Here is a 24,873-nt window from a genome sequence, read left to right on the forward strand (position 1 = left end):
CTATCACGCCTGGAGGTCGATGCTCATGTCCCGTTTCCGCCCTTCCAAGGGTCCCGTTCTGGCCGGGCTGGCCCTGTGCCTGGTCCTGGCCGCCGCGATCTGCTACTACCACGCACAGCAGCCCCTGTCCCCCGCCGCCGGTCCGGCGGCCATCCCCGCCTCCACGGACAACTGGGGCCTGTCCTTCCCGGAGGAGGGCCAGTCCCCCGTGGGCAACGCCAGCTCCGAGGAGCTGGCCAACTACAACGCCCGCTTTCTGGGGGACACGTCCCAGAAAGTCATCTATCTTACGTTCGACTGCGGCTATGAGAACGGCTATACCGACGCCATTCTGGACGCCCTGAAAAAGCACCGGGCCCCCGCTGCCTTTTTCGTGGTGGGCAATATGATTGAGACCGCCCCCGACGTGGTCCGCCGCATGGCCCAGGAGGGGCACATCGTGGGCAACCACACCTTCCACCACCCGGACATGTCCGCCATCGCCGACCAGGCCGCCTTTCAGAAGGAGCTGGACAGCCTGGCGCAGCTCTACCAGCAGACCACGGGCCGGACCATGCCCCGGTATTACCGCCCGCCCCAGGGCAAATATAACCTGGAAAATCTGAAGCAGGCCCAGGCCCTGGGCTATCAGACCATCTTCTGGAGCCTGGCCTATGTGGACTGGTATGTGGACGACCAGCCCACCCCCGAGCAGGCGTTCAGTAAGCTCCTCCCCCGCATCCACGATGGGGCCATCGTCCTGCTCCACGCCACCTCCCGCACCAATGCGGAGATCCTGGATGAGCTGCTCACCCGGTGGGAAAACATGGGCTATACCTTCGCCTCCCTGGACCAGCTGCCCGCCCTGTGAGCGTCCCTTGGAAAAACTTTTTTATTTATTTTTAAAAAAGACTTGCATTCTGCCGCAAAAGCTGGTATGATACCAGTCGAGGCTTTTTGATAAGCGATTCTCATAGCGAGGAGGTAAGCAACATGGCCAAATGCGAATTCTGCGACAAGGGCGTCACCTTCGGCATTCAGGTGTCCCACTCTCATCGCCGTTCCAACCGCACCTGGAAGCCCAACGTGAAGCGCGTGAAGGCGATCGTGAAGGGCACCCCCACTCACGTGTACGTCTGCACCAGATGCCTCCGTTCCGGTAAGGTCACCCGCGCTGTGTAATGGAATATGGCAACTAAAAACAGCCGCCTTTTTTGAAGTGACCCCCAAAAGTTAGACAATATTTTGAAGTAAAAATTGTTCAAGCAGCCGAAAGGGCTTGCTGTCTGTGAATTGCAGGCGGCAAGCCCTTTAGCTTTGCCTTGATGCGGCGGTTGTTGTAGTAATCCAGATATTCGATCAGTTCCAGTTTGAAGTGTTCCATGGAGCGGAACTCCTGCAAATACAGCAGTTCACTTTTGAGTAAGCCGAAGAAATTCTCTATCACGGCGTTGTCCAGACAGTTTCCTTTCCGGCTCATGCTCTGGCGAACACCTTTCTCCCGGAGCATCTGTTGGTATTGTTTGTGTTGGTACTGCCAGCCCTGGTCAGAATGGAGAATCAGGTTTGTTCCGGCCGGGATCTTTGCAAACGCCTCGTCCAGCATGGTGGTTACCATGCTGAGTACAGGACGATCCGATATGGTGTAACTGACCAGATCGCTGCTGCACAGATCGAGAATCGGGGACAGATAGAGCTTCTCTCCAAACAGGCTGAACTCCGTCACATCCGTGACCCATTTCTGATTCGGCTTTTCGACATGAAAATCCCGATTTAGCAAATTTGGTGCAATTTTGCCTACTTCTCCCTTGTAGGAACGATATTTTTTCATCCTGACACGACAAACTAAGCCCAGCTTCTTCATGAGCCGCTGGACAGTCTTGTGGTTCACAGAGAATTTACGCTTGCGAAGTTCTGCCGTGATCCGGCGATAGCCGTACCGGCCCCTGTTTTCGTGGTAAATTGCTGCGATTTCTTCCTTAACAGATGCATATTTGTCTTCTCTCTGCATCTGCTTCAAATGATAGTAGAAAGTTGCACGGGGCAGCTGAGCGATTGAGAGCAGAATACTGAGTGCGTGTTTTTGCCTTAGCTTCTGAACTACCAGCGTTTTCTGCGCTGGCGTCGCTCGTCTTCCAAAACCAAGGCTTGCAAGTTTTTTAGGTAATCGTTCTCCGCACGCAGTCGCTGCACTTCGGCTAGCAGATCTTCTTCCACCTGCTTCGGCAGCTGCTTTGGCGGACGACCCTTACTGCTGCGGCCACGCCGTTCGATGGCTAACCCTTCCGGCCCTTCTTCCAGGTAGATTCGCTCCCATGATTTGATTCGATCTCTACTGTTTACCTCAAATCTACGGCAGGTTTCGCTGTAACTCAATTTCTCTTTCTGCATGGTTTCAATCACCAGTTTTTTGAATTCCGGCGTATATCGTTTGTTTGGTACTCCTTTTGGCATAGCAAAACACCCCACTTGTTAGATAGTATACCATACTGTCTAACAAATGGGGTGCAGTTCATTTCGGGCGGCTGTTTTTCTTTTGTCCCGGCGCTTGCTTTTTAGTCGGACGTTCTGATATATTAAAGTCAGACAAACAGAAAGGTGGGATACTCATGGGGATGATACATCCAGCGCCCCGGCGGTGTTTGGCGGCGGCCTGCGGCGGCGTATTTCTCGCGGCCATGCTCCTCCTGCCCTCCTGCGGGGTGCAGCATACAGCAGACCCCGTCCAGGACTTTCAGGCGCAGCTGACAGAGCGTGCCGTGCCCTGTGTTGGCTCTGAAAAGCAAGAGCCCCGAGACCTTATGCCGGCCTCCATTCAGTACGGCCACTTCTCCTCCCCGTCGTCTGACGAGCTGTGCGCCCTCTTCAAGTATACGTCCCTGGTCCACTCGGAGGGGCTGGACCGGACCCTGGCCGTGGTCTATGACACGGAGGACCTGTCTGTGGTGGCCAGCCACGAATTCGTCGCGGACCAGGTCCAGCTTCAATTTCTCCCCGCCAAAGACGGGCGGGACTATGTGCTCTATCTGGGCACCGTCACCTATCAGGGTATCTCCGCCTATTACCTACAGCTGTTCCAGATCGGCAATTCGGCCTGGGAGCCCGTCTCCGCAGACCTCCCCCAGTCTGAGGACGGCGCATACTCCCTCACCGACCGGGCCATCCTGCGCCTGAACGGGGACCACACCTACACGTCCTATGTGTGGGACCAGGAGGCAGAGCGCTTTATAAAAGACGGCTGATTTTTTCCCCCAACCAAAAACCGACAGAGCCTGCCCGTTTGCAAGCTCTGTCGGTCTTTTGTTCTTTACAGCTCCTTCGCCGCTCTCCAGGGCACATCCTGAAAGCGCTCTCCGGCCTCCAGGACCTCCACCCCTCCGGCGGTAACGTCCAGGACGTGGGCGGCAAACTCTGCGGAGCGCTCCTCGGGCAGCAGGCAGGACAGCACCACGTCCGCCCCATAGTCCACCTGCTCCACCACACCGGAGAAGGCAGCCACCTCCCGGCGCATCCCCTCGAACTGGGCGTAGGTACAGGGCACCTCCATGGCCACCCACCGGCGGACCACGGAAATGCCGGCGGCATCCAGGGCGTCCTTAGCGCTCTGGGTATAGGCCCGCACCAGGCCCCCGGCCCCCAGCAGCACCCCGCCGAAATATCGGGTGACCACGCAGCACACGTTCTCCACGCCCTCCCGCTGGAACACGTTCAGCATGGGCTGGCCCGCCGTGCCCTGGGGCTCCCCGTCGTCGGAGTAGCGCACGGCCCCGTCCCGGATGAGATAGCACCAGCAGTTGTGCCTGGCATCGTAGTGCTGTTTCTTTGTCTCCTCAATGCGCTGCCGCGCCTCCTCCTCCGAGGAGACCCGCCACACCTGGCCGATGAAGCGAGAGCGCTTTTCCACCAGCTCCGTCTGGCTGTGTCCGGTGGGGATATAGTACTCCGTCACTTAGGCTCCACCTTTCTGTCTCATTCCTGTCTCATTTGGTCTGTCAGTCCTCCCAGGGCTCCTTATGGGGCTGCCAGCCCTCCACCAGGGGACCCAGCTGGCCGATGATCCTGGTGGTACACACGGCCTTTATGTCGATGGTCTGGCCATACTCCACCGACTCCACCTTGGCCTGCTGATACAGGGTCTCTAAGATGCCGCCCTTGTCATAGGGCAGGTGGATGGTCACCCGGCGGGCCCCGTTGTCCAGCACGCCGCCGATGGCCTTCAGCAGGTCGTCCATGCCCTCCCCCGTCTTGGCGGAGACGGACACCCGGCCCTTGCCGTGGGGGCGGATCTCCCCCTGCCACTGGTCGCTCTTGTTGAACACCTCGATGCGTGGGGTGTGGTCAGCGCCCAGCTCATGGATCAGCTTATCCACCACCTCCGCCTGCTCCATCCACTCCTCGTTGGAGGCGTCGATGACGTGGAGCAGCAGATCGGCAAAGGACAGCTCCTCCAGGGTGGCCTTAAAGGCCTCCACCAGGTGGTGGGGCAGCTTGCGGATAAAGCCCACCGTGTCGGACAGCAGGACCGTACAGGTGTCGGAGATTTCTAAGGTGCGGGTGGTGGTGTCCAGGGTGTCGAACAGGCGGTTGTTGGCGGGGATGTCCGCCCCGGTGAGGCGGTTGAGCAGGGTGGACTTGCCCGCGTTGGTATAGCCCACGATGGCCACCACGGGCACCTCGTTTTTGATGCGGCGGTCCCGCTGGGTGGCCCGCACCCGGCGCACGTCCTTCAGCTCCCCCTCCAGCTTGGCGATCTTCCGGTGGATGTGCCGCCGATCAGACTCCAGCTGAGTCTCGCCGGGGCCGCGGGTGCCGATGGCGCCCTCCTGGCGCTCCAGGTGCTTCCACATGCCCGTCAGCCGGGGCAGCAGATATTTATATTGGGCCAGCTCCACCTGCAGCCGGCCCTCTCTTGTCCGGGCCCGCTGGGCAAAGATGTCCAGGATCAGGGCGGAGCGGTCCAGCACCGAGACGTTCAGCTCCTCGCTGAGCACCCGCTGCTGGGAGGGGGACAGGCTGTTGTCAAAGATGACCATGTCCGCGTTCATGGCGTGGACCAGCTCTTTCACCTCGGCCACCTTGCCCTCGCCGATGAAGGTGCGGGGGTCGGGGCTGTCCTTGGACTGCATAACCACCGCCGCCGTCTGGCCCCCCGCCGTCTCCAGCAGGGCGGCCAGCTCGTCCATGGACTCCTGGGTGGCGTTTTCCTCCCGGGACAGGCTGAAGGCGTCCAGCCCCACCAGCACCGCCCGCTCCTTTTTCTCTTGGGTATTGATGTCGGTCATAGTTCCTCCCGTTTCCGGCCAGACGCCCGGCCCGGCGTCACCGCGCCAGGACCTCTACGATCTGGCCGATATACATGGTGTGATAGTCCTGCTGGGGATACCACTTCTCCTTCACATCCTGGGGGATGTTGGCCGGGTCCATGGGCTGGACAAAGCGCTTGCGGCACACCAGCACCAGCTCCGCCTGGTCAAAATAGGGCGCGCCGCACTCCGCCGCCTGAACGGTGAAGCCGCACTCCTTCACCTTGTCCACGTCCCGGCCGCTCTTGCTGCCGCACAGGGACAGGGCCTTGCGATACTCCTCGCCGAAAAAGCACAGGGTGAAATACTCCTCCCGGTCCACGAACTCCTTGGTATAGCGCTGGGGACGGATGTAGCAGGTGGCCGCCGGAGCGCCCCAGATCACGCCCAGCCCGCCCCAGGAGGCCGTCATGGTGTTGCACCGCTCCCGGCTTCCGGCGGTGATGAGCATCCACTTGTCCCCGATGAGGGAAAACACGTTCTCGCCCAGCGTTTTGGGGTCTACCTTATGAAACATAACACATACCTCCCGGCTTTCATATACGGAAAAAGCCGCACCGAATACTCGGCGCGGCTTTTATGGACGATCTTACTTGTCCAGACCGAACTTCTTGTTGAAACGGCTGACGCGGCCGCCAGTGTCTACCATCTTCTGCTTACCAGTGTAGAAGGGATGACACTTGGAGCACACCTCGACGCGGATGTCCTTCTTGGTGGAACCGGTCTCGATCACATTGCCGCAGGCGCACCGAATCGTGGTCTGCTCGTAGTTAGGATGGATGCCTTCCTTCATTTATATTCACCTCTTTCTCCCTGGAGGATCGTTTCGCACAATGCAACTGATATAATACCACAGGGCAAAGGGAAATGCAACTGTTTTTTGAAAAAAATTATTTTTTGGTTTTTCGCCCCGGGCGCGCTCCTCTTCATTTATTGTCTCAGTAAAATTTTCCCGACGGAATTGTGCGCTTTGTTGATGTGGCTGAAATCGTTCCCAGGGTTTTTGTGCTGAAATGTGCGGGTTAGCTATTGACAACTTTAGTGAGCAATGGTAAACTTAGTCCGCTTAAAAAGTTAGCCCCTGCAAACCTTTTTGCGTATTTGCGGGAGGTCACGATGAAAGGAGCGGTTTCCCATTATGCCATTAAGCCTTTCCACCACCGGCAGCGTGGTCACGATCAAAGATATCAAAGGAAAAGACGAGACCCGCCGTTTTCTGGAGAGCCTGGGCTTTGTCGTTGGCGGCAATGTGTCTGTGGTCTCTGAGATCGACGGCAATCTGATCGTCAACGTCAAAGAGAGCCGTGTGGCCATCAGCAAGAGCATGGCCAACCGGATCATGGTCTGATGGGAGACGCGGCGGCGCTGTGCCGCGCCGCCGCGCTCTTTCAAGGGAGAAAGGAGAAGTTTTACTATGAGCAAAACACTCAAGCAGGCCAAAGTGGGCGAGACTGTCACCGTGCAGCGCCTTCAGGGCGAGGGCCCTGTGAAGCGCCGCATCATGGACATGGGCATCACCAAGGGCGCTTCTATCTTTGTGCGCAAGGTGGCCCCCCTGGGCGACCCCATCGAGGTCACGGTCCGCGGCTATGAGCTGTCTCTGCGTAAGGACGACGCCGAGCTCATCCTGGTGGACTAATGTCTGTCCCGCCTTTGGGCGGGATAAACTTGGGGGCCTGACCCGTCCCCGTTTTTTTCAGTGAAGTGGTTAGCTTTCGCTAATTATTTTAAGGAGGAGAGTTGATTCATGTCCATTAAAATCGCGCTGGTGGGCAATCCCAACTGCGGAAAGACCACCATGTTCAACGCCATGACCGGCGCCAACCAGTACGTTGGCAACTGGCCCGGCGTTACCGTGGAGAAGAAAGAGGGCAAGCTGCGGGGCTATCCCGACGCTGTGGTCACCGACCTGCCCGGTATCTACTCCCTGTCCCCCTACACCCTGGAGGAGGTCGTCAGCCGGAACTACATCATTGACGAGCACCCCGACGTGATCGTCAACCTGGTGGACGCCACCAACCTGGAGCGCAACCTGTATCTGACCACCCAGGTCATGGAGATGGGCATCCCCGTTGTCATCGCCCTGAACATGATGGACGTGGTGAAGAAGAACGGCGACAAGATCGACGCCGTGAAGATGTCCAACGAGCTGGGCTGCCCCGTGCTGGAGGTCTCCGCTCTGAAGGGCACCGGCCTGAAGGAGCTGTTCGACAAGGCCGTTGAGGTCGGCAACGCCAAGACCTATAGCGGCCACCAGCACAAGTTCGCCCCCGCCGTTGAGGAGGCCCTGGGCAAGATCGAGGGTCTGCTGGAGGGCAAGGTCCCCCAGGCTCAGCTGCGCTGGCACGCTGTGAAGCTGTTCGAGCGGGACGACAAGGTCCAGGCCAAGTTCGACGCCGCCATCGTCAACAGCGTCAATGAGATCACCTCCGCCTGCGAGACCGCCCTGGATGATGACAGCGAGTCTATCATCACCAACGAGCGGTATGAGTACATCACCTCCATCATCGGCAAGATCTATAAGAAGGCCCGCCAGGGCATGAGCGTGTCCGACAAGATCGACCAGATCGTCACCAACCGTATCCTGGCCCTGCCCATCTTCGTGGTCATTATGACCCTGGTGTATTACATCGCCGTGTCCAGCCTGGGCACCATCGTCACCGACTGGACCAACGACACCCTGTTCGGCGAGTGGATCCAGCCCGCCGTGGGCGCCTTCCTGGAGAACGCCGGCGCTGCCGACTGGGTCGTGTCCCTGGTCGTTGATGGTATCATCGGCGGTATCGGCGCCCCCGTGGGCTTCGCTCCTCAGATGGCCATCGTGTTCTTCTTCCTGTCCATTCTGGAGGACTGCGGCTATATGGCCCGTGTCGCCTTCATCATGGACCGGATCTTCCGCCGCTTCGGCCTGTCCGGCAAGTCCTTCATCCCCTTCCTGATCTCCTCCGGCTGCGGCGTGCCCGGCATCATGGCCACCCGTACCATTGAGAACGAGAAGGACCGCCGCATGACCATGATGACCACCACCGCCATCCCCTGCGGCGCTAAGCTGCCCGTTATCGCCACCATCGCCGGCTTCCTGATGGGCGGCGCCTGGTGGGTCGCCCCCCTGATGTACTTTGCCGGCATCATCGTCGTCATCGTCTCCTGCATCATCCTGAAGAAGACCAAGATGTTCTCCGGCGACCCCGCCCCCTTCGTCATGGAGCTGCCCCAGTATCACGTGCCCTCTCTCAAGGGCGTGCTGCTCCACGTTTGGGAGCGCGTGTGGGCCTTCCTGAAGAAGGCCGGTACCATCCTGTTCGTCTGCTGCGCTGTCATGTGGTTCCTGGGCAGCTTCGGTATCCAGGACGGCGTGTTCGGCCTGGTGGACACCGACTACTGCTTCCTGGCCACCATCGGCGGCGCTATCGCCTGGATCTTTGCTCCTCTGGGCTTTGGTACCTGGCAGGCCGTGGCTTCCTCCCTCAGCGGCTTTGTGGCCAAGGAGGGCATCGTCTCCACCATGGGCGTGCTGAGCGGCCTGGGCGAGATCGAGGAGTATGCTCCCGACATGCACGCCCAGTTCGCAGCCTTCTTCCCCACCAGCCTGTCCGCTATCTCCTTCCTGCTGTTCAACCTGTTTGACTCCCCCTGCCTGGCCGCTATCTCCACCACCGCCAAGGAGATCGGCAGCCGCAAGTTCTTCTGGTTCGCCATCGTGTTCCAGAACGTCATGGCTTACGCCATCTCCCTGATGGTGTATCAGCTGGTGGGCCTGGCCCTGGGCGAGGTGCAGTTCGGCGCCGCCACCGTGGCCGCCGCCATCGTGCTGGTGCTGATCCTGTACTTCCTGTTCCGGCCCGACCCCGCCAAGCAGCTGCAGCGCCGCGCCGCCGCCACCCACGCCTGATCTCCTGGAGCTGATTATCAATGACCACAAATCTTTCCTTAGGCACTGCCGATATCGTGGTCCTGTGTGTGCTGGCAGTTTTGATCCTGCTGGCCCTGAAGATCATCACCGGCTTTTTCAAAGGTGGTAAAAAGTAATGCTCACTTGGATCTCCGCAAACCTGACCAACATCGTGGTGGTCGGCGTCGTTCTGGTGCTGCTGGCCCTGGCGATCCGCAAGATCGTCTCTGACCGCATCCATCACAGGAGCGATTGCAGCACCGGGGTCTGCTCCGGCGACTGCGCCCACTGCCACATGCAGCACTGAGTTTGCCAAAGACGCCCGCTCTCTCCGTTTGGAGGGGGCGGGCGCTTTCTTGACTTTTTTCTCCCGGCTTGCTATACTCAAACCGTTCTTTCAAAATTTTTCGGGAAATCGCGGGCCTGCCTGGGCCCGCGCCCTTTTGTCCCGGCAGAAAAAGGGGCCAACGCCATGTCACAATCCAAAAACATTCTGGGCACCATGCCCATGGGGCGGCTGATCTTCACCATGTCGGGGCCCATCATGCTCTCCATGCTGATGCAGGCGGTATATAACCTGGTGGACAGCATCTATGTGGCCCGGCTGGGGGACAACGCCTTTCTGGCCCTGTCCTATGCCTACCCCATCCAGACCCTGCTCATCGCTTTCTGCGTGGGCACAGGGGTGGCCTTCAGCGCCACCCTGTCCCAGCGGCTGGGGGCCAGGCAGATGGACCAGGCCAGCGCTGTGGTCCTCCACGGGGGGTCATTCTATTTCGGCTGCTGGCTGCTCTTCTTCCTGTTCGGCCTGCTGGGGGCGAACGCCTATCTCCGCGCCTGCACCGACACCCCGTCGGTCATCACCCAGGGCGCGGCCTATCTGCGGGTGTGCTGCTGCCTGTCCTTCGGCGTGTGTACTCAGTTCCCCTGCGAGCGTATCCTCCAGTCCTCTGGCCGCCCCGCCGGATTTATGATCATCCAGGGCTCCGGGGCCCTCATCAACATCATCCTGGACCCCATCCTCATCTTTATCTTTGACATGGGCGTGGTGGGGGCCGCCGTGGCCACCGTCATCGGCCAGATCACCGGGGCGTTCATCGGCCTGTTTTTGGTCCACGGGCTGCGGGAGCACTTCCCCATTTCCCTCCGTGGCCAGCGTCTCCAGCCCGCCCTGCTGGGGGAGATGGGCCGCATCGCCGGGCCCGCCATCCTGATGCAGTCGCTCAGCAGCGTCATGTCCCTGGGGCTGAACGCCATCCTCCGCCAGGTGTCTGAGACCGCCGTGTGGGTGCTGGGGGTCTATTTCAAGCTGCAATCCTTTGTGTTCATGCCCATTTTCAGCGTGAACAACGGCCTTATCTCCATCATCAGCTTTAACTACGGGGCCCGTGACCGCCGCCGGGTGTCCGGGGCCATCCGCTTCGGCATGATCCTGGCGGTGAGCACCGGCGTCATCGGCTGCGTGCTGCTGATCCTGTGCGCCACTCCCCTGCTGCGGGTGTGCTTCAACGCCGGGGCGCAGGCTCTGGCCCTGGGCGTCCCCGCTTTAGGTCTCACCGCCCTGTCCTTCCCCGTGGCCGCCGTGAGCATCATCCTGTCCGCCGCCTTCCAGTCCCTGGGCCACAGCCGCGATTCCCTGGTCATCTCCCTGCTGCGGTATATCGTGCTGCTGCTGCCCATCGCCCTCCTGCTGGTCCACCTGTGGCCGGAGCGGGCGTTCCTCTGCTTCCTCCTCACCGAGCTCGGTGCCTGCCTGGTGGCCCTGCCCATGTACCGCAGCGTGTACCGGAGCAAGATCGCGGTCCTGTAACGTGAACGGGCCGACACAGAGGTCGGCCCCTACGGCGTGTCATGTGGGCCGTCTGTAGGGACCGCTGTCCCCAGCGGCCCGCCGTTGACAACAAAACCCCCGGATACCTTGGGAACGTACCGTTCCGTGGTATCCGGGGGTTCTTTTATGAACTTATTTCGCCTTCAGCATCCGTCCGGCGTTCAAAATTGCGATGACGGATACGCCTACGTCGGCGAAGACGGCCATCCACATGTTGGCGCGGCCAATGGCGGACAGGAACAGCACCAGGAACTTCACCGCCAGGGCGAACCAGATGTTCTGGTGGACGATGGTCAGGGTCTTTCGGGCGATGCGCACCGCCACGGGCAGCTTGGACAGGTCATCGTCCATGAGGACCACGTCCGCCGCCTCGATGGCCGCGTCAGAGCCCATGGCGCCCATGGCCACGCCGATGTCCGCCCGGGACAGCACGGGGGCGTCGTTGATGCCGTCGCCCACAAAGACCAGCTGTTCGCCGGGGCGCTTCTCCTTCAGCAGGCGCTCCACCCAGTCCACCTTGTCCCCGGGCAGCAGCCCGGCGTGGACCTGATCCAGGCCCAGCTCACCGCCCACGGCCTGGGCCACGGCGGGGTCGTCGCCGGTGAGCATCACCGTCTGGCGCACCCCGGCCTCCTTCAGGGCCTTCAGGGCGGGGGCGGCGCTGTCTTTGATCTGGTCGGCCACCACCAGGTAACCGGCATAGGACCCGTCCACCGCCACGTGGACCACGGTGCCCACGGGCTTCTCCCCCTGGGGTCTGGCGATGTGATTGGCATCCATCCACTTCCCGTTGCCCGCCAGCACGGTGCGGCCATCCACCATGGCCTTCACTCCGTGGCCCGCGATCTCAGAGCCATCGGTCACCCGGCTCTGGTCGGGGGCGGGCTGACAGGCGGCCTGGATGGACAGGGAGATGGGGTGGCTGCTGAAATGCTCGGCCAGGGCGGCCCACTCCAGCAGCTCCCGCTCAGAGCAGTTCACCGGCTTGGTCTGGGTGACGGCGAAGGAGCCCCGGGTCAGGGTGCCCGTCTTGTCCATCACCACCACGCCCGTCTTGGCCAGGGCCTCCAGATAGTTGCCGCCCTTCACCAGCACGCCCACCCGGGACGCGCCGCCGATGCCGCCGAAGAAGCTGAGGGGCACGGAGATGACCAGGGCGCAGGGGCAGGACACCACCAGGAAGATCAGCGCCCGCTGCACCCACATGGAGAAGGGCCCAAAGCCCAGCACTGGGGGCAGGATGGCCAGCGCCAGGGCGGCGAAGACCACTGCCGGGGTATAGTACCGGGCAAAGCGGGTGATAAAGTTCTCCGCCTTGGCCTTTTTGGCGGAGGAGTTCTCCACCAGGTCCAGGATCTTGGCCACGGTGGACTCGCCATAGGGCTTGCTGACTTTCACCCGCAGCACGCCGGTCTGGTTGATGCAGCCGCTGATGACCTCCTGGCCGGGGGACACCTGGCGGGGCAGAGACTCGCCGGTGAGGGCCGCCGTGTCCAGGGCGGAGGTGCCCTCCTCCACGGTGCCGTCCAGGGGGACCCGCTCGCCGGGCTTGATGACGATGGTATCGCCCACGGCCACCTCCTCCGGGTCCACCTGGACCAGCTCCCCCTCCCGCTCCACGTTGGCATAGTCGGGGCGGATGTCCATCAGGTCAGAGATGGACTGGCGGCTGCGGGAGACGGCCACGCTCTGGAACAGCTCCCCCACCTGGTAAAACAGCATGACGGCCACGGCCTCGGAATACTCCCCGCAGCCAAAAGCGCCCACGGTGGCCACCGCCATGAGGAAATTCTCGTCAAACACCTGGCCGTTGCTGATGTTCCGCACGGCCCGCCACAGCACATCCCAGCCGATGACGGCATAGGGGATGAGGAACAGCACCAGGCCCAACCAGCCCCGGTGCTCCGCCCCGATGACGAGCAGCAACACATAGAGCACCGCGCTGACGATGATGCGGCGCAGGGTCTTTTTTTGCTTTCTTGTCATTGTGTCTCTCCCTCCTCTGGAAGACCAGAGGTCACTTCACCACGACCTCGCAGTCGGGCTCCACCTTTTTGCAGACCTTTACGGCCTGCTTGACGATCTCGTCAAACTTGTCGTCCTCGGCGTCGATGGTCATCTTCTGGGACAGGAAGCTGACGGAGGCGTCGTTCACGCCGTCCAGCTTTTTAATGGCGGCCTCCATCTTGGCGGCGCAGTTGGCACAGTCCAGGTCGATCAGCTTAAAGGTCTTTTTCATGAGAAAGCACTCCTTTTTGTCATCTCTTTATTTTGGTTTGCCTATTTTCTTCTGCCACCCGGCAGGGGTTTACTCCATGATGTGCTCCATGCCCTGAGACAGGATGCGGATCACGTGCTCGTCCGCCAGGGAATAGAACACGGTCTTGCCCTCCTTGCGGAACTTCACCAGCTTGCTGGTCTTCAGCACCCGCAGCTGGTGGGACACGGCGCTCTGGCTCACCTCCAGCAGCTTGGCGATGTCGCACACGCACAGCTCCGCCTCCAGCAGGGCGTACAGGATTTTCACCCGGGTGCTGTCCCCGAATATCTTGAACAGCTCCGCCAGGTCATACAGCACCTCGTCCTCCGGCAGCAGGCTTTTCACCTGCATCAGGGTGTCGGCGTGGATGATGGCCTCCTCGCAGCAGGGGGTATCCCGCTTCTCCATGAACGCACCTCGCTTTCTTTTCGATATATGAACATGTATTCATATGTTAGTTGTAATATACTCCTTAACAGGATCTTTGTCAAGAGGGTTTTCACAGGTATAGCTTTTTTTCTTCATCCCTGCTATAATAGGGCGCAAGCGTTGATACGACACGGAACGATACCTCTTATCTGGAGATGACTGTGATGGAACACAACAAAGAATTTTTAGATCTGCTGCTGGACCGGCGCAGCTGCCGGGCCTTTCGGCCTGACGCCCTGGACCGCCCCACTTTGGCCGCCATTGTAGAGACGGGCCGCTATGCCCCCAGCGCCATGGACACGCAGCAAAACCACTTCTATATCATCACCGACCAGAAGCTGCTGAAGCAGCTGAGCGAACTGGTCAGCCGCAAGCTGGAGCATCTTGCGGACCGGGACTTCCGCTATGGGGCCCCCGCCCTGGTGCTGGTGACCAACCGGAAGGACCACGCCATGGCCCCCCAGGACGCCGCCTGCGCCATGGAGAACATGATGCTGGCCGCCTATTCCATGGGCGTCGGCTCCTGCTGGCTCAATCAGCCCTTCCACCTTCAGGACGACCCCGATCTGCGCGCCCTCCTGGCCCCCCTGGGCGTAACAGAGAAGGACCTGCTGTGCTGCGCCCTGGCCCTGGGACTGCCCCAGGGGGAGCTGCCCCGCTCCCGCCCGGAGCGCACAGGCAATCTGATCACCTGGGTGGACGGAGTGTAAAAAGTTTTTTCTGATTTTGGGAACCTTTTTCTCCGGGTTTCGTCCAACCATGGCGTAACACAAAAAATACGCTGAATTTCAGCCCGAACAAAAGGAGAACCTAAGTTATGAAACGACGCACCCTCTCTCTGGTCCTGGCCTGCGCCCTGTCTGTGGCTCTGCTGTCCGCCTGCGGCAGCAAGGGGAACGACAGTTCCGTCTCCGGCTCCGCCAGCGGCAGTCTGCTGCCCGGCGGCTCCTCCTCTGTGTCTGCGGACATCTCCCATCCGGACGGCTCCGCCCCCGACCAGTCTGAGCCTGACGCCTCCGCCCCCGACGGCTCTCAGCCCGGCGACGCCTCTCAGGAGCCCGCCGCTGCCGGTTCCCTGTCCCTGAACAAGAACAGCTTCACCCTGTCCAAGGCGGGGGCGACCTATCGCCTGAAATATACCCTCTCCCCCGAGGGCGGCAAGGTGACCTTCTCCTCCAGCGACGAGAAGGTGGCCACGGTCAACGCCAAGGGCACCGTCACCGCCGTGGCCCCCGGCTCCGCCGTGATCACCGTCTCCAGCGGAGACCTCACCGCCCAGTGCACCGTCAAGTGCAGCTGGACCGCGTCCAAGCCTGCGGAATCCAAGCCTGCTGAGAGCAAGCCTGCCGGGAGCACCCAGCCCTCCGCCCCCAGCCAGAGCGCCCAGGACAAGCTGCCCTCCCAGGAGGAGAAGGCGGTGGATCTGGCCGCCTTCTTCACCAAGATCGAAAAGGACTATGACATGTCCTCCATGGAGGCCGCCGACGGCGAGCTCATCGAAAACTGCTACCCCGGCCTGTCCGCCATCCAGACCCAGCAGCTGGCCGTTTATATGTGCATGATGAACCCCTCTCCCAACGGAGACGTGGTGCTGGTCCAGGTGAAGGACAGCAAGGACGTGGACGCAGTGAAGGCCATTCTTCAGGCCCGCATCCAGTACATGGTGGGCGACGGCAACGGCCCCGGCGGCGCCTGGTATCCCGAGCCCACCGAGATGTGGGAGAACAACTCCCGCATCGTCACCCACGGCAATTATGTCATGATGGTGGCCGACTTCGAGTGCGACAACATCGTGAACGCATTCAACGCCCTGTTTTGAGCCGGACCCAAATTTAACAAATCGAGAGAACGGCGGACGAAGAGACCCTCGTCCGCCGTTCTCGTGAGGAGCGCTTATGGTTTTTTCAACGCCCATTTTCCTGTTTTATTTTCTCACCCTGACCCTGCTGGTCTACTATCTGGTGCCCAGGTGTCTGCGCAATCCGGTGCTGCTGTGCGCCTCCCTGCTGTTTTACTTCTGGGGGGAGCGGGTCTACACCGTCATTATGCTCCTGTCCACCGCCATCGACTATACCCACGGGATGCTGGTGGAGCGGTGCAAGGCTCGGGGGAACGACCGGGGGGCCCGGATGGCGGTGGCCTCGTCCATGGTGTTCAATCTGGGGCTGCTGTTCTTCTTCAAGTACTGGGACTTTCTGGCCGGGTCTCTCCAGGCCGTTGGTCTGGGCTTTATGCCCGTACTGAACATCCACCTGCCCATCGGCATCTCCTTCTATACCTTCCAGACCATGAGCTATACCATCGACGTATACCGTGGAGATGCCCGGGCCCAGCACTCCATCATCAACTTCGGCACCTTTGTCACCCTGTTTCCCCAGCTCATCGCCGGTCCCATTCTGAAATACAAGGACCTGGGGGACCAGATCGACCAGCGGGACTGCACGGCGGAGAAGTTCGCCTCCGGCGTGCAGATCTTCATGGTGGGCATGGGGAAAAAGGTCCTGCTGGCCAACAACGTGGGGCTGCTGTGGGAGCGGTATAAGGCCCTCCCCCTGGACCAGCTCACGGTGGCCGGGGCCTGGCTGGGCGTCATCGCCTTCACCTTCCAGATCTACTTCGACTTCTCCGGCTATTCCGACATGGCCACGGGCCTTGGCCGGATGCTGGGCTTTGAGTTTGCCCCCAACTTCCGCTATCCCTATATCTCCCGCAGCATCACCGAGTTCTGGCGGCGGTGGCACATCTCCCTGTCCTCCTGGTTCCGGGAGTATCTCTACATCCCCCTGGGGGGCAACCGGTGCAGCAAGCCCCGGTGGATGCTGAATCTGTTTCTGGTCTGGGCGGCCACCGGCATCTGGCACGGGGCCAGCTGGAACTATCTGCTGTGGGGTCTCTATTTCTTCGCCCTGCTCATGCTGGAAAAGCTGTTCCTGCTGGCCCGGCTGGAACAGGCCCCCCGTGTCCTTCAGCATCTCTACACCATGTTTCTGGTGGTGGTCAGCTGGGCCATCTTCGCCATCGAGGACTTTTCCCAGCTGCGGGCCTATCTGGCGGTGATGTTCGGCCTTGGGGGTGCGCCCCTGGCCGACGGGGTCTTTGGCTATTACCTGCGCAGCTATCTCCCCGTGCTGTGCGCCGCCGCCCTGGCCTCCACCCCCCTGGGCGTGTCCCTGTTTCAAAAGCTGGGGAGCCGGACCCGTCAAATTCTGTGTACCCTGCTGGTGCTGGCCGGTCTGGTCCTATGCACCGCCTATCTGGTGGACGGGACCTATAACCCCTTCCTCTACTTCCGCTTTTAAAGGAGGCCGCCATGAACAAAAAATTCGCTGTCTTTCTCTCCGCCCTGTTCTGCTGCTTTCTGGGGGGCATGGCCCTGGTCAGTCTGATCTTGCCCAAGCAGACCTTCTCCCCCATGGAGAACCGCTATCTGCAAAAGGCCCCCGCCCTCACCCCGGAGCGGGTGATGAACGGCAGCTTTATGACCGACGCGGAGAATTACGTCTCCGACCACATCGCCGGGCGGGACCTGTGGGTGGCCATGAAGGCCTGGAACGAGCGTCTGTCCGGCAAGCAGGAGAACAACGGGGTCTATTTCGGCAAACAGGACACCCTCATCAACCGGGTGGACCAGCCGGACATGGACCAGTTGGAGCAGAACCTGTCCTATGTGGACGATCTGACTGCCAACCTGTCCGTCCCGGTGTACTTCGGCCTCATCCCCTCCTCCGCCGCCATCTGGGCTGACCGTCTGCCCGACGGGGCCCCCACCGCCGACGAGAAGGGCATCATTGACCGGCTGTCCTATGAGACCGGCGCCCAGTCTGTGGACCTGTACGCCGCCCTGGACGCCCACAAGTCGGAGGACATCTACTACCGCACCGACCACCACTGGACCAGCCTGGGGGCCTATTACGGGGCCAACGCCCTGCTGGAGGAGATGGGTCTGCCCGCATTGAAGCTGGAGGACTACGCCAGGACCACGGTGAGCGACAGCTTCTACGGCACCACGTTCTCCACCTCCGGCGTGCGGTGGGTGCGCCCGGACCAGATCGACACCTATGTCCCCGAGGACGGCGTCACCGTCACCAGCTATCCCGACGGCACCCCCCAGCCCGGCTCACTGTACGTCCCTTCCCACCTGGAGGAGAAGGACAAATACTCCTTCTTCCTGGGCGGCAACCAGCCCCTGTGCGTCATCCAGACCCAGCAGAAGGACGCCCCCAAGGTGCTCCTGGTCCGGGACTCCTATTCCGACAGCCTGGCCCCCTTCCTCACGGAGCGCTTTTCCGAAATTCACCTGTTCGACCTGCGCTATAACCTGACCAGCGTCAAGTCCTATGTGGAAGAGCACGACATCGACGCGGTGGTGGTGCTCTACTCCTTCTCCAACTTCGTCACGGGAACGAATCTGTTCGCGTTGGGACGATAAACAATAAGAAAGCGGCAGCTTTGCAGAACGAAAAGTTTGCAAAGCTGCCGCTTTTTCTGTAGGGGCGGATGTCCTCATCCGCCCGCTTTGACATCTGACGGGCCGCTGAGGACAGCGGCCCTTACGCAATTCAGATAATTTAGATATCCTTAAACGCCCGGCTCAGTCTCCAGATGATGACCAGATCGGTCACGCCGTCGAAGATGAGGGACGCGCCCACCAGGCCCATCAGGGCGGCAAAGGTGCCGAAGGGGTTGACCACCACCAGCACGCCCAGGGCCAGCGTCAGGACAGCCAGGAGCAGGTCCACCCACCAGCGGCTGTAGCCCTGACCCATCAGGGCCAGCGCCCCCTGAAGGTCCACGACGCCGTGGAAGATGAGCACCGCGCCGAAAATATACTGCACCAGCTGCACCACCGAGGCGGGGCTGGTCATCAGCCAGGCCCCCAGGGCGAACAGGACTACCCCGGGCAGCACGAACAGGGCGGGCACGCCCTCCCGCCGCCGGGCCAGCCAGCCCACGAAATAGATGATCCCGGTGACGGCGATGGCCGCCCCCAGCAGCATACACAAAAAGGATACCGACTGCCCCGGCCAAAAGGCCAGGAACAGCCCCAGGAGAATGGTCACCACGGCGGCGGCGATGCTGCTGCGCCGCTGTTGATTCAGGATAGAGTTCATACTTGCCACCAGCTTTCTTGTTGTGTTCCCCTCACAGGGGCTTGACCTTGATTTGGTCTAATATCTGCCCGATGGGCCCGTGGAGCACCAGGTCGGCTTCCCTGTCCCGGGGGGTCTCGCTCTTGTTGATGAGTACCAGACGGCTGCCCCGGTAGTAGTTGATGAGTCCCGCCGCCGGATACACCGCCAGGGAGGTCCCGCCCACGATAAGCAGGTCCGCCTTTCGGATGTCGTTCACCGCCCCCTCAATGACGTCGCTGTCCAGCTGCTCCTCATACAACACCACGTCGGGCTTGACCACGCCGCCGCAGTCGCATTTGGGCACGCCGGTGCCGGAGAGCACCCACTGGGCGGAGTAGCTCTTGCCGCAGCGCGTGCAGTAATTCCGGTGGACGCTGCCGTGGAGTTCCCACACCCGTTTGGACCCGGCCAGCTGGTGCAGCCCGTCGATGTTCTGAGTCACGATGCTGCGCAGCCGCCCCGCTGCCTCCAGCTGGGCCAGCTTTCGGTGGGCCGCGTTGGGCTGGGCGGTGAGACAGAGCATCTTGTCCCGGTAAAAGCGGTAAAACTCCTCCGTCTTCCCCTTGAAAAAGGTATGGCTCAAGATCTCCTCCGGCGGATAGGCATACTTCTGGTTATAAAGCCCGTCCACGCTGCGGAAATCCGGGATACCAGACTCGGTACTCACGCCTGCGCCACCGAAGAAGACGATGGCCCGGCTCTCGTCGATCCAGCGCTGCAAGGTCTGCACATCTGCTTCCATAAAACGCCCTCCCTTTGTTTTTTCTATTGTATCACAATACCTTCAAGCAATCCAGCTGCATCATTGCAGCAGCCACGTGGCCGGGATGGACAGCAGGGGGATGGTCACGGCGGACAGGGCGGTTGTGACCACGAACAGCTCGGTGGCGTAGCGGGCGTCCCCGTCATACCGCTGGGCGAACAGGATGGTGGCCGCCGCCATGGGGCAGGCAGTGCCCACAAAGATGGTGAAGGCCATGATGAACTCCAGGTGCAGGGGCCACAGGATCAGCAGCCCCATCAGGGGATAGGCCACCAGCCGGGTCAGGGTGAGCAAATACAGCCGCTTGTTTTTCAGACTGTGGCGGATGTCCCCCTGGGCCAGGGAGATGCCCGCGATCATCATGGCCAGGGGCGTGTTCATGTTGCCGATGAGGGTGATGGGGGACAGCAGCACCTCCGGCAGGCGGACGCGGGCCACAAAACAGAGGACGCCCAGCAGGATGCCGATGACCGAGGGGTTGAATATCTTCTTCCAGCCCCCGCCCGTCTCCCCCTTCCGGTCCATGATGGACAGACCGTGGGTCCAGAACAGCACATTGAACACGGTGAGATAGGCCGTCATGTAGAAAACGCCCCGGCTGCCTAAAATTCCGTCCACCAAAGGGATGCCGATGAAGCCGCAGTTGGAGTAGATGGCCGCCATCTTCTCCACCCGGCCCCGGTCATCCCGGCCGGGGAAGAGAAATTTCGCCGCGAAAATACCCACCGCCGAGATGAGCAGCGACGCCCCCGCCACCTCCAGCAGGCCGTAAAACAGCTCCAGGTCAAAGTCCGTCTGATAGGACTGAAACAGCAGCAGCGGGGCCACCACCGTGAGCAGCAGGTCAGACAGCTTTTTGCTGGCCGTCTCGTCTATGATGCCCAGCTTATACACCGCCACCCCTACCAGCAGGATCACCAGCATCTCGCAGATGCGCTCGGCCACAATTCCAAACATTCTCTCCGTCCCTTTCCTGATCATTCAAATCTGTTTCAGTATAACCCCAACCACCGGGGGGCCGTCAAGGGGGAGCGTGTTTTTGCGGGGACGGCAAAGCGGCGCGCCTTCAAAACAGAAAGTGCGCCGCTTCTTGATTTTATAGTCTTTACAGCTTGCCCGGCCCGCCGATGACGTTGATCGGGCGGCCCGCCAGATAGCAGCGGAGGTTCTCCACCGCAAAGTCCAGCAGGCGCTGCCGCGTCTCCTTGGGGACCCAGGCCACATGGGGGGTGATGATGCAGTTGGGAGCGCGGAGGAGGGGGCTGTCCGGCGGAATGGGCTCTGTGGCCGCCACGTCCACCCCCAGGCCGCCCAGCTGGCCGGTCTCCAGGGCCCGGGCCACGTCGGCCTCATTCAGCAGTCCGCCCCGGGCGGTGTTCAGCAGCAGGACCCCTGGCTTCATCCCCGCGATGCGCTCGGCCCGGATCATCTGCCGGCTGCCCTCCGTCAGGGGGCAGTGGAGGGAGATCACGTCCGCCCGGGCGAACAGCTCCTCCCGAGGGACGAACTCCACCGGGACGGCGCAGGGCTTTTTGTGCTGTTCGTCCGCCAATAGCTTCATGCCGAAGCCGTGGGCGATGGCGGCCACCGCCTGGCCGATGGACCCAAGACCCACAATGCCCATGGTCTTGCCCCAAAGCTCCGCCATGGGCCGGTCCCAAAGGCAGAAGTCGCCGCTTTCACCCCAGCGGCCCGCTTTCACCGCCCGGTCATAGTGGCCCACCTGGTTGCACAGCTCCAGCAGCAGGGCGAAGGTGTGCTGGGCCACCGCCGGGGTGCCATAGGCGGGGATGTTGCAGATGGTCACCCCGTGCCGGGCGGCATAGTCCAGTGTCTCCCGGTCCACCTGGTCATAGCCGGTGGAGGTGAGGTCGATGAACTTCAGCTCCGGGCAGGCCTCCAGCAGCTCCCGCTTCACCACCCGCTGGCGGAGCATGGCCCCCTGGCTGCCCTGAAGGCAGTCGATCACCGCCGCCAGGGGCGGCTCCGTTTCAAAATTGGTGACGGTCACCTCCGCCAGGGCCCGAAAGCCCTCCCAGCTCAGATCCCCCGGGTTAAAGATCCGGCCATCCACCACAGAAAATTTCATAAGCTCTCGCTCCTTTTGTTTGTTGTCTGCCCGCTCACGCCGCCGCCCCGCCCAGGGCCAGCAGCACGGGGATGGTGGCCAGGGACAGCAGGGTGGAGATGAGCACGCACTGGGCCGCCAGGCGGCTGTCTGCGTCATATTTCTCCGCCATCAGGGCGCAGTTGGCCGCCACCGGCATCCCGCCCACCAGCAGAGGGGCGGAGAAGGCCTCCCCCCGGACCCCCAGGGCCAGCATGGCCGCCGCCAGGATCAATGGCGTGACCACCAGACGGCAGAAGGACACCACATAGAAGGCCCGGCCCCGCACCAGCCTGGGCAGGGAGAAGTCGGAGATGGCAAGCCCCGTGATGACCATGCCCAAGGGAGCCAGACAGGCATTGAGCATGTCAGCCGTGTCATAGATCACCTGGGGCACGGGCACCCCCAGCAGGGCCACCGGGATCATCACCAGCAGGGCCACCACCGGCGGGGTCTTCACCGTGGCCCACAGGGAGCCGGAGGAACCCTTTCTCCCCCGCTCCATGATCCAGATCCCCAGGGGCATGTTGGTCAGGCGATAGACCAGGCCCATCATGTTGGCATACAGCAGGCCCTGGCTGCTGTAGAGGCTGCTGACCATGCCCAGCCCGGCAAAGCCGAAGTTGTTATAGGCCATGGAGAACACCACCACGTTGGCCGCGGGATAGTCCAGCTTCATCCACCGGGTGACCGCCAGGGCGGCCAGAAAGGGCAGCATGACCCATATCCCCCCCGCCAGCACCAGCTTGCCGCTGTTGATCAGGGTGTCACCGCTGAGTTCCATCCCCTCGAAGGAGGTGACCACCGAGGCCGGGAACAGGATCAGAAAGCAAAAGTCTGTCAGCTGGCGGCGGAAGTCCGCCGTCACCAGCCCCTTTTTCCCCAGCACGATGCCCAGCAGCATCAGCAGGAACAGGGGCAGCAGCTGCACGACGCCCTTGAGCACCATGGTCCTCTCTCCTTTCCGGTGAAAGAGGCGGAAGGGGTCCTCCCCTTCCGCCCCGTGTCGTTTTTTTAGGGTAGTTTTTTAGATCGCTTCGATCAGATGTCCTCCTCGCCCTCCTCGGCCAGGCGGCCCTGGGCCATGGCGGCCTTGCGCTCCTTGTATGTCTTTTTCACCGACAGGAACACAGACAGCGCCGCCAGCACCAGGAAGAACACAGCGATGGGGCTGTGGAACATGGGCATGAACGACCCGTCAGACAAAATCAGCGCCCGGCGCAGGTTCTGCTCGGCGATGGGCCCCACGATATAGCCGATGATCAGGGGCGTGACGGGGAAGTCGAACTTTTGCAGCAGCATCCCATACATGCCGAACACGCCCAGCATGGCGATGTCAAAGGCCCGGTTGTTGTTGGAGAAGGCGCCCACGCAGCACAGGACCATGATGGTGGGCATCAGAATGGCCTTGGACACGGTGAGCAGCCGCACAAAGCCCCGCATCCCCACATACTCCATCAGGATCATGAAGACGTTGGCGATGATCATGGCGGCGAACACGGTGTACACCAGGCCCGCGTTGTTCACAAACAGCAGGGGGCCGGGCTGGATGCCCTGAAGGGTCAGCGCGCCCAGCATCAGGGCGGTGGCCACGTCGCCGGGGATGCCCAGGGCCAGCAGGGGGATCATGGCCCCGCCCACGGTGCCGTTGTTGGCCGACTCGCTGGCCACGATGCCGTCCATAATGCCGGTGCCGAACTTTTCGGGGTATTTAGACGTATCCTTGGCCACGGAATAGGCGATGAGGTTCGAGGTACTGGCCCCCACGCCGGGCAGGATGCCCACGCCGATGCCGATGATGGCGGAGCGGATGCAGTTGGGCAGCTGGGTGATGAACTCCTTCATGCTGAAGCCAAAGCCCTTGATCTTATAGGAGGAGACCTCCACTTTGGTGGTGTCCCGGCTCTTCTTGGCGTTTTTCATCACCTCGCCCAGGGCGAAGGAGCCGGTGAGCACGGAGATGAGGGCAAAGCCGCCCTGCAGTTCCGTAACCCCAAAGGTGAAGCGGGGGGTAAAGTCCACGGGGGCGATGCCCACCATGGCGATGACAAAGCCGAAGCAGCCGCTGATGAGGCCCTTCACCATGTTCTTGCCCGACAGGCTGGCCACCATGGTCAGGGCGAAGACGGCGATGGTGAAATACTCCCAGGTGCCAAACTTCAGGGCAAACTTGGCCATGGTGGGGGCGATGAGGATCAGGCAGAACATGCTCAGCAGTCCGCCGATGAAGGAGAAGACGATGCCCGTGCCCAGGGCCTTGCCCGCCTCCCCCCGCATGGCCATGGGGTGGCCGTCGAAGGTGGTGCCGAAGGAGGCCGCCGTGCCGGGGATGTTCAGCAAAATGGCGCTGATCAGGCCGCCGGACACGCCGCCCATCATCAGGCCCATGATCAGGGCGATGCTGATGTTGGGCTCCAGAGTATAGGTGACGGGGATGAACAGGGCGATGGCCACCGAGCCGCTCAGGCCGGGGACCGCGCCGAAGATAATGCCCACGAAGGTGCCCAGGGCGATGTAAAACAGGCCCTGCAGGGTCATAACAGAGGCAAAGCCCGCTGCGATCATACCAAAATTAAGCATCTGTGCGACCCTCCTTTAACCCAGGATGCCCTTGGGCAGCATCAGGAAGAAATAGTTACGGAACAGGAAATAGACCGCGCAGGGGATGAGGACAGAGGACAGGATGGCCACCAGATAGTTCCGCTTTCCCATGGTGGTATACAGCAGAATTTGCAGGAACATATAGACGATGGAGGGTAGCAAAAAGCCCAGGCTGCCGATGCTGAACACATAGACCAGCATCAGCACGCCGCTGACCCAGTCCAGGTTGTCGTAAAAGAGCTGCTTAAAGGTCTTCTTGCCCTCGTAGGGCTCCAGCTGGCCGTGGTCCTTCAGAAACTTAAAGTCCCGGATGGCGGTGTTCAGATTCAGCAGGCCCAGCAGGAAGATCACCACAGAAATCAGCCGGGGCATGAACTCCGGCCCCAGGGTGGTGACGGTGGAGGTCTCCACGAAGAAGGACGCTATAAACAGGAACGCCGCCAGCAGCAGCACCACAATGGCCGCGCCCACGTTTTTATAGTTGTTCAGGCTGTATTTTCGCAAAAGAGATCATCTCCTTTATCCACACGGAAATGGGCGGCCCGGCGAAACCGCTGGGGCCGCCCATTTCGTCGG

The 24,873-nt window shown here is 61.2% G+C and carries 28 protein-coding genes; 12 read left to right on the plus strand and 16 right to left on the minus strand.

Annotated elements, in window-relative coordinates; all coding sequences use genetic code 11:
• Positions 1–25 precede the first annotated feature (25 nt).
• Positions 26–850, plus strand: a complete 825-nt coding sequence (locus tag ACSAMP_RS13320; RefSeq protein WP_457800986.1) for a polysaccharide deacetylase family protein — start codon at positions 26–28, stop codon at positions 848–850.
• Between the two features lie 122 nt (positions 851–972).
• Positions 973–1,161 (plus strand): 50S ribosomal protein L28, encoded by a 189-nt coding sequence (gene rpmB / locus ACSAMP_RS13325; RefSeq protein WP_087288054.1) that lies wholly within the window; start codon positions 973–975, stop codon positions 1,159–1,161.
• A gap of 79 nt (positions 1,162–1,240) precedes the next feature.
• Here rpmB and ACSAMP_RS13330 read toward each other — a convergent pair whose 3' ends face one another.
• On the minus strand, positions 1,241–2,086 hold the full coding sequence (locus ACSAMP_RS13330; protein WP_457799222.1) for an IS3 family transposase: 846 nt from the start codon (positions 2,084–2,086) through the stop codon (positions 1,241–1,243).
• Positions 2,080–2,433, minus strand: a complete 354-nt coding sequence (locus tag ACSAMP_RS13335; RefSeq protein ID WP_457799214.1) for a transposase — start codon at positions 2,431–2,433, stop codon at positions 2,080–2,082. Before ACSAMP_RS13335 ends, ACSAMP_RS13330 begins: the two co-directional genes overlap by 7 nt.
• A 155-nt stretch (positions 2,434–2,588) precedes the next feature.
• On the opposite strand from ACSAMP_RS13335, the gene ACSAMP_RS13340 reads away from it, so the two are divergent.
• The gene (locus tag ACSAMP_RS13340; RefSeq protein WP_457800770.1) at positions 2,589–3,221 is read left to right on the plus strand and encodes a hypothetical protein; all 633 of its coding nucleotides are present in this window, start codon (positions 2,589–2,591) and stop codon (positions 3,219–3,221) included.
• A gap of 65 nt (positions 3,222–3,286) precedes the next feature.
• Here ACSAMP_RS13340 and ACSAMP_RS13345 read toward each other — a convergent pair whose 3' ends face one another.
• From ACSAMP_RS13345 to rpmE, 4 genes are all read right to left on the minus strand, one after another.
• On the minus strand, positions 3,287–3,928 hold the full coding sequence (locus ACSAMP_RS13345; RefSeq protein ID WP_457800771.1) for a YigZ family protein: 642 nt from the start codon (positions 3,926–3,928) through the stop codon (positions 3,287–3,289).
• A gap of 43 nt (positions 3,929–3,971) precedes the next feature.
• Positions 3,972–5,261, minus strand: a complete 1,290-nt coding sequence (hflX, locus tag ACSAMP_RS13350) for a GTPase HflX (RefSeq protein ID WP_457800772.1) — start codon at positions 5,259–5,261, stop codon at positions 3,972–3,974.
• A gap of 37 nt (positions 5,262–5,298) precedes the next feature.
• On the minus strand, positions 5,299–5,799 hold the full coding sequence (locus ACSAMP_RS13355) for a flavin reductase family protein (RefSeq protein ID WP_457800773.1): 501 nt from the start codon (positions 5,797–5,799) through the stop codon (positions 5,299–5,301).
• Between the two features lie 72 nt (positions 5,800–5,871).
• Positions 5,872–6,075: a 50S ribosomal protein L31 gene (gene rpmE, locus ACSAMP_RS13360; RefSeq protein WP_118644792.1), complete on the minus strand. Its 204-nt coding sequence runs from the start codon at positions 6,073–6,075 to the stop codon at positions 5,872–5,874.
• A gap of 345 nt (positions 6,076–6,420) precedes the next feature.
• On the opposite strand from rpmE, the gene ACSAMP_RS13365 reads away from it, so the two are divergent.
• The 5 genes from ACSAMP_RS13365 (at position 6,421) to ACSAMP_RS13385 (ending at position 10,984) form a co-directional block, all read left to right on the plus strand.
• Positions 6,421–6,630 (plus strand): FeoA family protein, encoded by a 210-nt coding sequence (locus tag ACSAMP_RS13365; RefSeq protein WP_441795509.1) that lies wholly within the window; start codon positions 6,421–6,423, stop codon positions 6,628–6,630.
• A 66-nt stretch (positions 6,631–6,696) separates the two neighbouring features.
• Entirely contained in the window at positions 6,697–6,921 is a 225-nt protein-coding gene (locus ACSAMP_RS13370; protein WP_441795508.1) for a FeoA family protein, read from the plus strand.
• A 108-nt stretch (positions 6,922–7,029) separates the two neighbouring features.
• Positions 7,030–9,174 carry a ferrous iron transport protein B gene (gene feoB / locus ACSAMP_RS13375; protein ID WP_457800774.1) on the plus strand — a complete coding sequence of 715 codons (2,145 nt, stop codon included), beginning with the start codon at positions 7,030–7,032 and terminating at the stop codon, positions 9,172–9,174.
• A 136-nt stretch (positions 9,175–9,310) separates the two neighbouring features.
• Positions 9,311–9,481: a FeoB-associated Cys-rich membrane protein gene (locus ACSAMP_RS13380; RefSeq protein ID WP_441795506.1), complete on the plus strand. Its 171-nt coding sequence runs from the start codon at positions 9,311–9,313 to the stop codon at positions 9,479–9,481.
• Between the two features lie 165 nt (positions 9,482–9,646).
• A complete protein-coding gene (locus tag ACSAMP_RS13385) occupies positions 9,647–10,984 on the plus strand; it encodes an MATE family efflux transporter (RefSeq protein ID WP_457800775.1) in 1,338 nt (445 codons plus the stop codon).
• Between the two features lie 153 nt (positions 10,985–11,137).
• Here ACSAMP_RS13385 and ACSAMP_RS13390 read toward each other — a convergent pair whose 3' ends face one another.
• The 3 genes from ACSAMP_RS13390 to ACSAMP_RS13400 form a co-directional block, all read right to left on the minus strand.
• Positions 11,138–12,991, minus strand: coding sequence for a heavy metal translocating P-type ATPase (locus ACSAMP_RS13390; protein WP_457800776.1), 1,854 nt, complete (start codon positions 12,989–12,991; stop codon positions 11,138–11,140).
• Positions 12,992–13,022: 31 nt separating this feature from the next.
• Entirely contained in the window at positions 13,023–13,244 is a 222-nt protein-coding gene (locus ACSAMP_RS13395; protein WP_441795502.1) for a cation transporter, read from the minus strand.
• A 69-nt stretch (positions 13,245–13,313) separates the two neighbouring features.
• A complete protein-coding gene (locus ACSAMP_RS13400; RefSeq protein WP_441795607.1) occupies positions 13,314–13,616 on the minus strand; it encodes an ArsR/SmtB family transcription factor in 303 nt (100 codons plus the stop codon).
• 242 nt (positions 13,617–13,858) lie between these two features.
• Here ACSAMP_RS13400 and ACSAMP_RS13405 point away from each other — a divergent pair, with 242 nt between their 5' ends.
• The 4 genes from ACSAMP_RS13405 to ACSAMP_RS13420 all read left to right on the plus strand — a co-directional run bounded on the left by ACSAMP_RS13405 (position 13,859) and on the right by ACSAMP_RS13420 (position 18,123).
• Positions 13,859–14,404: a nitroreductase family protein gene (locus ACSAMP_RS13405; protein ID WP_441795501.1), complete on the plus strand. Its 546-nt coding sequence runs from the start codon at positions 13,859–13,861 to the stop codon at positions 14,402–14,404.
• 107 nt (positions 14,405–14,511) lie between these two features.
• A complete protein-coding gene (locus ACSAMP_RS13410; protein ID WP_457800777.1) occupies positions 14,512–15,513 on the plus strand; it encodes an Ig-like domain-containing protein in 1,002 nt (333 codons plus the stop codon).
• Between the two features lie 76 nt (positions 15,514–15,589).
• Positions 15,590–16,993 (plus strand): MBOAT family O-acyltransferase, encoded by a 1,404-nt coding sequence (locus tag ACSAMP_RS13415; RefSeq protein ID WP_457800778.1) that lies wholly within the window; start codon positions 15,590–15,592, stop codon positions 16,991–16,993.
• An 11-nt stretch (positions 16,994–17,004) separates the two neighbouring features.
• Complete coding sequence (locus tag ACSAMP_RS13420; RefSeq protein WP_457800779.1) at positions 17,005–18,123, plus strand: DHHW family protein; 1,119 nt, start codon at positions 17,005–17,007, stop codon at positions 18,121–18,123.
• A 139-nt stretch (positions 18,124–18,262) separates the two neighbouring features.
• Here the strand turns inward: ACSAMP_RS13420 and ACSAMP_RS13425 are convergent, their stop codons facing one another.
• From ACSAMP_RS13425 to ACSAMP_RS13455, 7 genes are all read right to left on the minus strand, one after another.
• Positions 18,263–18,805 carry an HdeD family acid-resistance protein gene (locus ACSAMP_RS13425; RefSeq protein ID WP_457800780.1) on the minus strand — a complete coding sequence of 181 codons (543 nt, stop codon included), beginning with the start codon at positions 18,803–18,805 and terminating at the stop codon, positions 18,263–18,265.
• Between the two features lie 31 nt (positions 18,806–18,836).
• Positions 18,837–19,568 carry an NAD-dependent protein deacylase gene (locus ACSAMP_RS13430; protein WP_441795496.1) on the minus strand — a complete coding sequence of 244 codons (732 nt, stop codon included), beginning with the start codon at positions 19,566–19,568 and terminating at the stop codon, positions 18,837–18,839.
• Between the two features lie 60 nt (positions 19,569–19,628).
• Complete coding sequence (locus ACSAMP_RS13435; protein ID WP_457800781.1) at positions 19,629–20,546, minus strand: AEC family transporter; 918 nt, start codon at positions 20,544–20,546, stop codon at positions 19,629–19,631.
• 148 nt (positions 20,547–20,694) lie between these two features.
• Positions 20,695–21,678 carry a D-2-hydroxyacid dehydrogenase gene (locus tag ACSAMP_RS13440; protein ID WP_457800782.1) on the minus strand — a complete coding sequence of 328 codons (984 nt, stop codon included), beginning with the start codon at positions 21,676–21,678 and terminating at the stop codon, positions 20,695–20,697.
• 34 nt (positions 21,679–21,712) lie between these two features.
• A complete protein-coding gene (locus tag ACSAMP_RS13445) occupies positions 21,713–22,645 on the minus strand; it encodes an AEC family transporter (protein WP_457800783.1) in 933 nt (310 codons plus the stop codon).
• Between the two features lie 92 nt (positions 22,646–22,737).
• Positions 22,738–24,276 carry a tripartite tricarboxylate transporter permease gene (locus ACSAMP_RS13450; protein ID WP_457800784.1) on the minus strand — a complete coding sequence of 513 codons (1,539 nt, stop codon included), beginning with the start codon at positions 24,274–24,276 and terminating at the stop codon, positions 22,738–22,740.
• A gap of 15 nt (positions 24,277–24,291) precedes the next feature.
• Complete coding sequence (locus ACSAMP_RS13455; RefSeq protein ID WP_457800785.1) at positions 24,292–24,801, minus strand: tripartite tricarboxylate transporter TctB family protein; 510 nt, start codon at positions 24,799–24,801, stop codon at positions 24,292–24,294.
• Positions 24,802–24,873: the final 72 nt, after the last annotated feature.

Source organism: Flintibacter sp. SJQ-8 (assembly GCF_054108085.1).

What these genes read in the sequence shown, in the direction of transcription:
- ACSAMP_RS13320 (WP_457800986.1), top strand. Translation starts at nt 26, where the DNA reads ATGTCCCGTTTCCGCCCTTCCAAGGGTCCCGTTCTGGCCGGGCTGGCC.
- rpmB (WP_087288054.1), top strand. Translation starts at nt 973, where the DNA reads ATGGCCAAATGCGAATTCTGCGACAAGGGCGTCACCTTCGGCATTCAG.
- ACSAMP_RS13335 (WP_457799214.1), bottom strand. Translation starts at nt 2,433, where the DNA reads ATGCCAAAAGGAGTACCAAACAAACGATATACGCCGGAATTCAAAAAA.
- ACSAMP_RS13340 (WP_457800770.1), top strand. Translation starts at nt 2,589, where the DNA reads ATGGGGATGATACATCCAGCGCCCCGGCGGTGTTTGGCGGCGGCCTGC.
- hflX (WP_457800772.1), bottom strand. Translation starts at nt 5,261, where the DNA reads ATGACCGACATCAATACCCAAGAGAAAAAGGAGCGGGCGGTGCTGGTG.
- ACSAMP_RS13355 (WP_457800773.1), bottom strand. Translation starts at nt 5,799, where the DNA reads ATGTTTCATAAGGTAGACCCCAAAACGCTGGGCGAGAACGTGTTTTCC.
- rpmE (WP_118644792.1), bottom strand. Translation starts at nt 6,075, where the DNA reads ATGAAGGAAGGCATCCATCCTAACTACGAGCAGACCACGATTCGGTGC.
- ACSAMP_RS13365 (WP_441795509.1), top strand. Translation starts at nt 6,421, where the DNA reads ATGCCATTAAGCCTTTCCACCACCGGCAGCGTGGTCACGATCAAAGAT.
- ACSAMP_RS13370 (WP_441795508.1), top strand. Translation starts at nt 6,697, where the DNA reads ATGAGCAAAACACTCAAGCAGGCCAAAGTGGGCGAGACTGTCACCGTG.
- feoB (WP_457800774.1), top strand. Translation starts at nt 7,030, where the DNA reads ATGTCCATTAAAATCGCGCTGGTGGGCAATCCCAACTGCGGAAAGACC.
- ACSAMP_RS13380 (WP_441795506.1), top strand. Translation starts at nt 9,311, where the DNA reads ATGCTCACTTGGATCTCCGCAAACCTGACCAACATCGTGGTGGTCGGC.
- ACSAMP_RS13385 (WP_457800775.1), top strand. Translation starts at nt 9,647, where the DNA reads ATGTCACAATCCAAAAACATTCTGGGCACCATGCCCATGGGGCGGCTG.
- ACSAMP_RS13390 (WP_457800776.1), bottom strand. Translation starts at nt 12,991, where the DNA reads ATGACAAGAAAGCAAAAAAAGACCCTGCGCCGCATCATCGTCAGCGCG.
- ACSAMP_RS13395 (WP_441795502.1), bottom strand. Translation starts at nt 13,244, where the DNA reads ATGAAAAAGACCTTTAAGCTGATCGACCTGGACTGTGCCAACTGCGCC.
- ACSAMP_RS13400 (WP_441795607.1), bottom strand. Translation starts at nt 13,616, where the DNA reads ATGCAGGTGAAAAGCCTGCTGCCGGAGGACGAGGTGCTGTATGACCTG.
- ACSAMP_RS13405 (WP_441795501.1), top strand. Translation starts at nt 13,859, where the DNA reads ATGGAACACAACAAAGAATTTTTAGATCTGCTGCTGGACCGGCGCAGC.
- ACSAMP_RS13410 (WP_457800777.1), top strand. Translation starts at nt 14,512, where the DNA reads ATGAAACGACGCACCCTCTCTCTGGTCCTGGCCTGCGCCCTGTCTGTG.
- ACSAMP_RS13415 (WP_457800778.1), top strand. Translation starts at nt 15,590, where the DNA reads ATGGTTTTTTCAACGCCCATTTTCCTGTTTTATTTTCTCACCCTGACC.
- ACSAMP_RS13420 (WP_457800779.1), top strand. Translation starts at nt 17,005, where the DNA reads ATGAACAAAAAATTCGCTGTCTTTCTCTCCGCCCTGTTCTGCTGCTTT.
- ACSAMP_RS13425 (WP_457800780.1), bottom strand. Translation starts at nt 18,805, where the DNA reads ATGAACTCTATCCTGAATCAACAGCGGCGCAGCAGCATCGCCGCCGCC.
- ACSAMP_RS13430 (WP_441795496.1), bottom strand. Translation starts at nt 19,568, where the DNA reads ATGGAAGCAGATGTGCAGACCTTGCAGCGCTGGATCGACGAGAGCCGG.
- ACSAMP_RS13435 (WP_457800781.1), bottom strand. Translation starts at nt 20,546, where the DNA reads ATGTTTGGAATTGTGGCCGAGCGCATCTGCGAGATGCTGGTGATCCTG.
- ACSAMP_RS13440 (WP_457800782.1), bottom strand. Translation starts at nt 21,678, where the DNA reads ATGAAATTTTCTGTGGTGGATGGCCGGATCTTTAACCCGGGGGATCTG.
- ACSAMP_RS13445 (WP_457800783.1), bottom strand. Translation starts at nt 22,645, where the DNA reads ATGGTGCTCAAGGGCGTCGTGCAGCTGCTGCCCCTGTTCCTGCTGATG.
- ACSAMP_RS13450 (WP_457800784.1), bottom strand. Translation starts at nt 24,276, where the DNA reads ATGCTTAATTTTGGTATGATCGCAGCGGGCTTTGCCTCTGTTATGACC.